The 6,023-nt window shown below is 60.6% G+C and carries 4 protein-coding genes and 1 tRNA gene; 3 read left to right on the top strand and 2 right to left on the bottom strand.

Features of this window, described 5'->3' with window-relative positions; all coding sequences use genetic code 11:
• Positions 1-264 precede the first annotated feature (264 nt).
• Positions 265-567, top strand: coding sequence for a DUF3631 domain-containing protein (locus HMPREF3160_RS10280; protein ID WP_083285235.1), 303 nt, complete (start codon positions 265-267; stop codon positions 565-567).
• Between the two features lie 448 nt (positions 568-1,015).
• On the opposite strand, the gene HMPREF3160_RS01200 is transcribed toward HMPREF3160_RS10280, so the two are convergent.
• Positions 1,016-1,366 (bottom strand): hypothetical protein, encoded by a 351-nt coding sequence (locus HMPREF3160_RS01200; RefSeq protein ID WP_035757405.1) that lies wholly within the window; start codon positions 1,364-1,366, stop codon positions 1,016-1,018.
• 187 nt (positions 1,367-1,553) lie between these two features.
• Positions 1,554-3,590 (bottom strand): FAD/NAD(P)-binding protein, encoded by a 2,037-nt coding sequence (locus HMPREF3160_RS01195; RefSeq protein ID WP_052048641.1) that lies wholly within the window; start codon positions 3,588-3,590, stop codon positions 1,554-1,556.
• Between the two features lie 36 nt (positions 3,591-3,626).
• On the opposite strand from HMPREF3160_RS01195, the gene HMPREF3160_RS01190 reads away from it, so the two are divergent.
• A complete protein-coding gene (locus HMPREF3160_RS01190) occupies positions 3,627-5,813 on the top strand; it encodes a prolyl oligopeptidase family serine peptidase (RefSeq protein ID WP_070506571.1) in 2,187 nt (728 codons plus the stop codon).
• A gap of 104 nt (positions 5,814-5,917) precedes the next feature.
• Positions 5,918-6,006: transfer RNA gene (locus HMPREF3160_RS01185), tRNA-Ser, on the top strand.
• Positions 6,007-6,023: the final 17 nt, after the last annotated feature.

Here is a 6,023-nt window from a genome sequence, read left to right as displayed (position 1 = left end):
CCCTTCCAACCATGTCTCACGACATCCTTCGCCCATGTGTCACGACATCGTTCACCGCACCGCAAGACCCGACCGGTCCCCCGACGTTATCCACGTCGAGGCACGGGGCGGCACAGAAACTAGCTGTCCAGCCTGCCACGAACCGTATAGCTATAACGGTGAACAGCAGCCTCAGCGACAGCAAAATAGCCCCGGGAACACCGGGAACCGCCAGTCTGCAGGTACGTTGCCCGGCCGCCTTGGCCGCACCCAAAAAGCGGAACGATGTCCCGACACATAACAAATCAACCGTTCATCCCAACAGGCAAGTTGATATCTGAACTAGTCAGAGCAGAACCTGACGCTTGGGGCGAAGGTAACCGCATAGGTTTCAAGCTCAACCCTCAACGATTAGGGAGGATGTTAGAGCAGTACAAGATACGGCCCGGCAAACTGAACGATATACGCGGCTATTTTCGGCAAGACTTTCTCAGGGCATGGAAAGCGGAGGGGCTCATGTCTAAACCGTCTGAACCGTCTAAACCGTCGACCACGGCCGAAGATGAAGCACTCTTCACAACTGCATAACCACTAACGGGAAGGCCCGGCGCTAAGGAACACACAAGAAACCTTAGGCCGGGTCTTTCCGTGTCTGCAGGCAGGCAGTGCCTCAACCTCACGGCGAGCGCCTAACGCTGTTACGCGTCACAAGAAAACACTGGACACCTGGACACGATCACGAGCCGTTCAGAACCCCACAGGACAACCCCACGGGGTACCCCGTCCCACGCCGTGAGCTAGTCGCCCCCGCCGGCATTGCGATATCTCCCCGGCCGTTTTTCTGTTAGGGGCGGCTATGTCGCTAAGCGCCTCAAACGTTAAAGGTCATAAGAGAACCCCCGATAACAGCCTTATAACGCCATTAACTGGGGCTATAGATAAGTTAAGAGGTCATGAGCTTCAGAACGCTTTACAGGCCCCTATCCCATATCTAGCGAGCGCCTTAGCTATAGAGGCCGGGGCTACAGGCGTTGACCTATGCCCGCTCAAAAGGCCCTGCAATTGCTTCTAAGAGCCATGAAAAATCTGTAATGGTTTTCGCGAGCTCTCTTAGCCCTTCACTAGTGAACGCCGCATAGCTGTTAGTGAGCTCGACCCGGGCAGTAAAACCGTCGTGATTGTTCCACCGTGTTTCAAGGCGTATGCCCCCATGATGTTGCTGAGGTCCTACAAATTCGAAATACCCGGGGGCATCTAGAGATTCATTCTGGAAGATGAATAGCGGGCTATTGGTTAGCGTGTCTATTTGCCCGGGGGTTAGCTCTAGGTTGTGCAGATACTCGCTGAGCATGTGCGTAACGGTTTTCTCAGTGCCTGAGGTGCTCATCTGTCGCTTCTTTCTTGGTAGGCATTTTTCCCACAACTGCAGATGATTAGGCACAGATTAGGCATACGGTTCACGTGACCCTTGTTTTACCGCGTATTTACGGGGTTTGGGTGAAATTCCCTTACCCTCCGCTGGCCTAACCCCGGGATCGTAGAGATTCCGGGGTTTTCCGCTTTAAACCGCGGGACTAGTCCAGCAAAACGGAGCGGGCGATCGCCTCAGCATCCGCGAGCGTCCGGGCACCCACGTGCGGATCACCGCCGGCCTCAGCCGCGATCGCAGTCCCCCACTGCACCGAGGACAACTGCAGACCAATCACGTGCACACCATCGGCGGCGGCACCACTCGTGCCGACCACACGGTGATCGGCGCCCTCAACATCAAGACCAGAGCCGGGAACCTGCTCGCCATCATCGGTGATGCGCACACGCGGACGCGCCAGACCCGATGCCAGCATCGAACGCAACAGCGGCGAATCCGTGATCGCAACACGGTTGGCCGGCATCATCGCCTCAACCATCCACGTCGCCTCCGGCTCCGCGCCACCCACCCACGGCGACACAGCGCGGAACAAGTGGGCCTCCGCATCGTAGGTGTAGGACGGCTCAGGGCCCAGAACCTCAACGATCCCGGCGCGCATCAGAGCGACCATCTGCTCGATACGCTCCAAAGGTGGCCCCGAGGCCAACCCCTCAACGAGAGGCTCAAACCAGCCGCGCACCTGCGCGGCGACGGAACGTTCGTCGATGTAGCCTTCCGCGATCAGTCGCTTCACGATCATGCGACCTGCGTGCAGTGCGCCAATCGCCATGTGCAACGGCGAACCCGTACCCAGCGAGGCGGCGGCGACATCACGCTCCAGCATCTCGATAGTGGCAGCGCGGTAGGCTGCAGCGGTAATCGCGCCATGCCCCGACCACGGCCGCGCCAGTGCCCGGATATCGAAGAGTTCACGGTCAGGGAGCGCACGTGCCAACGCGTCTTTGAGCTTCAGAACCCACACCTCATCGCCGATATCGGTGGGGGCGGCAAGGATTTCGTCCAGCTCATCCAAGAACACGGACGGGGTGGCTTCGAACACCTCGGGAGCGGCGGCAGCGAGCTCGTAGTAGTAGGTGCGGATCACATCCCGGTTCAGAAGCGGCCACACATGACGCTCAAAGTCCACGGTGCCGGGCAACCGGCCGGTCGCGCCTTTTTCAGCAGCCTCAACGATGCGGTCATAGGTGAAGAATTTCAGTTCGATGCCCGGCGGGATGAACGCTGGGATCGCCGCCTTGGCGCGGTACGGGGTTCCACGGCGCGAGCCAGCGATCAGCACCGGTTCCTTACCGCTGGGGACATACTTCAACGCTTGCCCTGGCGGGCCATCGGTTGCTTCGAAGCGGCCGCCCCTGCTCAGGGTGACTTCTGCCATGAGGTCGAAAAAGTTCAGCCCCATCCCGCGCACCAGGACGTTCTGACCGGCCGGAAGTGCGCCATAGTCCACGTCCGTGGAAACGTGCGGAGGAACATAGTGCGCTCCCGGATGCGATGCGCACGCCGAACCCACGGCCTCCTGCTCAGGTGAGATCCGGGCCGGAACGTGCCCCAGAGCCAGCACCACACGGTCCGCATACAAAACCTGGCCCGTACCTAAAACAACGCGGTAGCCACCACCAACATGCGGGTCAACCGAAACCGCCAACGTCGAATGCACATGCGGCCCATCCACATGCTCCAAGCGCTCCAGCTGTGCTGCGACACCCTCCCACACGTGCTGCAAATACCGGCCATAGAGTGGGCGTGGCGGGAAACTACCCGGCCCCAACGCCCCCAGCTCGGCCCGCTCGACCTCGCTCAACTCGGCCCCATCACCGTCAGAGAGACGGAACTGCTCAAAACTCAGCCCCGGATGCTCGGCCCGCCCCACACCGGCCGGACGCTCCGGGGCAACCGTAGGGAACATCGAGGGCGTATTCATCCACAAGTTCCGCGACTGCCTCGGATCCCACACCCTGCCAGAACCGGGAGGGCACGGGTCAACCACATCGATACGCAACGGGCGCGCGGCCAGGGCGTGGCCGTCGTCGGCCTCAATCAACAGGTCAGCAGAAGCCCACGCGGACTGCCCCGACGCGGCGAGCGCGAGCCGTTCCACAACCGAGGTTCCGCGCGGTCCGGCGCCGATCACCACCACGCGAAGGAGGCCGTCATCCTGTGCATGATCCGTTGCTTGTTCCATGTATTTATCTCTATCACTTCAACGTATTCTTAGGCTGTGACTAAACCAACTGACCTGACGCATATTCATTCATTTTTGGACGAGATTCGTGGTGAGGCGGCGCTTGAGTGGGCTGCTGAACGCACGAGGGCGACTGATGAGCATCTAGCTTCTTCGGAGCATGAGCGTGTGGTGGCGCGGATCCAGGAGGCGATGGATGCCCAAGATCGGCTCATCACGGTCAGTAGGCATGGCGAGTTCCACACGAATTTCTGGCAGGACGCCGAGCATCCGCGCGGGATCTGGCGCACTACGGACTGGGATTCCTATGTTGCGGGCACCCCGCGATGGGAGACGCTTCTGGACCTGGATGAGCTCAGCGCCGATGAGGGCGTGAATTGGGTGTGGCGTGGTGCCTCCTGGGAGCCGAAGCCGGGCGGGCAGCCGCGGCGTGCGTTGGTGGTGCTCTCCCCTGATGGTGGGGACGCGGTGGTGGTCTGTGAGTTCGATGCGGTGGACCGCATGTTTGTGGAGGGCGGCTTGGAGTTGCCGTTGGCGAAAACCTCCGTCAGTTGGGGTTTCGGTGACACGTTCTTGGTTTCCACGGTGACCGGCGATGACGATATGACGCGTTCGACCTATGCGCGGTGTGTACGCCGTGTGCGTCGCGGGCAGGATCTGGCCGATGCGGAGCTTCTGTTCGAGGTTGATGCGAGCCACGTGGCGGCTGGGGCCGGTGTGGACACCACGCCTGGATTTGAGAAGACCGTGTTCCGGGATGCTGAGGACTTTTTCACCGGCACGAACTATGTGGCGTTAGGCGATGGAGCTGGTGACGGCGCAGACGGGGGCGCTGGCGGTGGCACCGGTGTAGGCGTGACTGTTCAGAAGATCGACGCTCCGGGGGATGCCCACGTTGGCTTCTTTGAGGACTGGTTGATTATCCGCCCGATGAGCACGTGGGAGGTCAACGGGCAGAGCTACCCGGCTGGAACGGTTTTGGTGGTCAAGACCACTGAGTGGCTGGCTGGTGAGCGGTCTGGTTTGCGTGCGGTATTGGTCCCGGAGCAGTCCGAGTCCGTTCAGGGCGTGGGGTTCACCAAGAATTTTGGCTTCGCTCTCATCATGAGGGACGTCGCTTCCCGGGTAGTGCGTTTGGATCCGCGCAACGATTGGCAGGTGACTGAGTTGCCTGGTGTGCCGGCGTTGTCTTCGGTGAGTATGTGGCCGCTTGATGAGGAAAATAGCGACGACGTCTGGATGGTTTCGGAGGGGTTCCTACAGCCTCCGACGCTGCAGCTCGGTTCGCTCGCGAGCGTGAGTGGCGCTGGCGGTGAAGGTGACGGCGACGATGGTAGTGGCGGCGGTGGCTGGCGGGTCATCGGTGTTGCGCCGGAGCGTTTCGATGTGAGCGCACACGAGGTTTCGCAGCATTTCGCGGTGTCTGATGATGGGGCGCGGGTCCCGTACTTCTTGGTCGCCCCGAAGGACGCTCCGCTGGACGGTAAGACGCCGGTGTATGTGAGTGCTTATGGTGGTTTCCGGGTGTCCCGTACTCCGGTTTATTCTTCGGCGGTGGGCCTTGGCTGGCTTGAGCGCCGCACGGATGAGGGCCGGGCTCCGGCGTTTGTTGTCGCGAATATTCGCGGCGGTGGCGAGTACGGCCCGGATTGGCATGCGGCTGCTTTGCGTGAGAAACGTCCGCGCGCGTACGAGGATCTGGCGGCTGTTGTGCGTGATCTTCATGAGCGCGGCGTTTCTTCAGCTGCTTTGACGGGTATGGCCGGTGGCTCGAATGGTGGCCTGCTAGCGGGCAACATGTATGTGCGCTACCCGGAGCTGTTCGGCGCGATCTCGTGTGGTGTCCCGTTGCTGGACATGCTGCGGTACACGCAGCTTTCGGCGGGGCATTCGTGGATCGCGGAGTACGGCGACCCTGATGTTCCCGGGGATGTTGAACATCTGCGCGATATTTCAGCTACCCATCGGCTAGCTGATACAGCCAACAGCGAGGGTGAGGTTACGTGGCCTGAACTATTGGTGTGGACTACAGCGTCCGATGACCGTGTGGGTCCTGTGCAGGCACGTCACTTTTATGCGTTGTTGGAGGAGCTCGGCCACCGTAACGCGTGGTACCACGAGGAGGTGGATGGCGGACATTCAGGTTCAGTGGACCATGCGTCCGCTGCCCGGACTGCGGCCCGAAGCTACAGCTTTATTTGGGGCGCGTTGACCCGCCAATAGCCGTGGCCTGGGACCGTGTGAACGGTTGCGGCCAGGTGTTCACTTTGATGTGAACGCTTGCCCTCGGCTAAACTATGGGATGTTGCCCTTTGTGAGGGCAATGTGGAGACGTGCCAGAGTGGCCGATTGGACTTCACTGCTAATGAAGGGTCTGGGTAAAACCGGACCGGGGGTTCGAATCCCCCCGTCTCCGCTTTTGTTATGTGTCGG

Source organism: Arthrobacter sp. HMSC06H05, from assembly GCF_001807395.1.
GTDB classification, from domain to species: domain Bacteria; phylum Actinomycetota; class Actinomycetes; order Actinomycetales; family Micrococcaceae; genus Pseudoglutamicibacter; species Pseudoglutamicibacter albus.
This window is presented reverse-complemented; position numbering and strand designations above follow the sequence as displayed.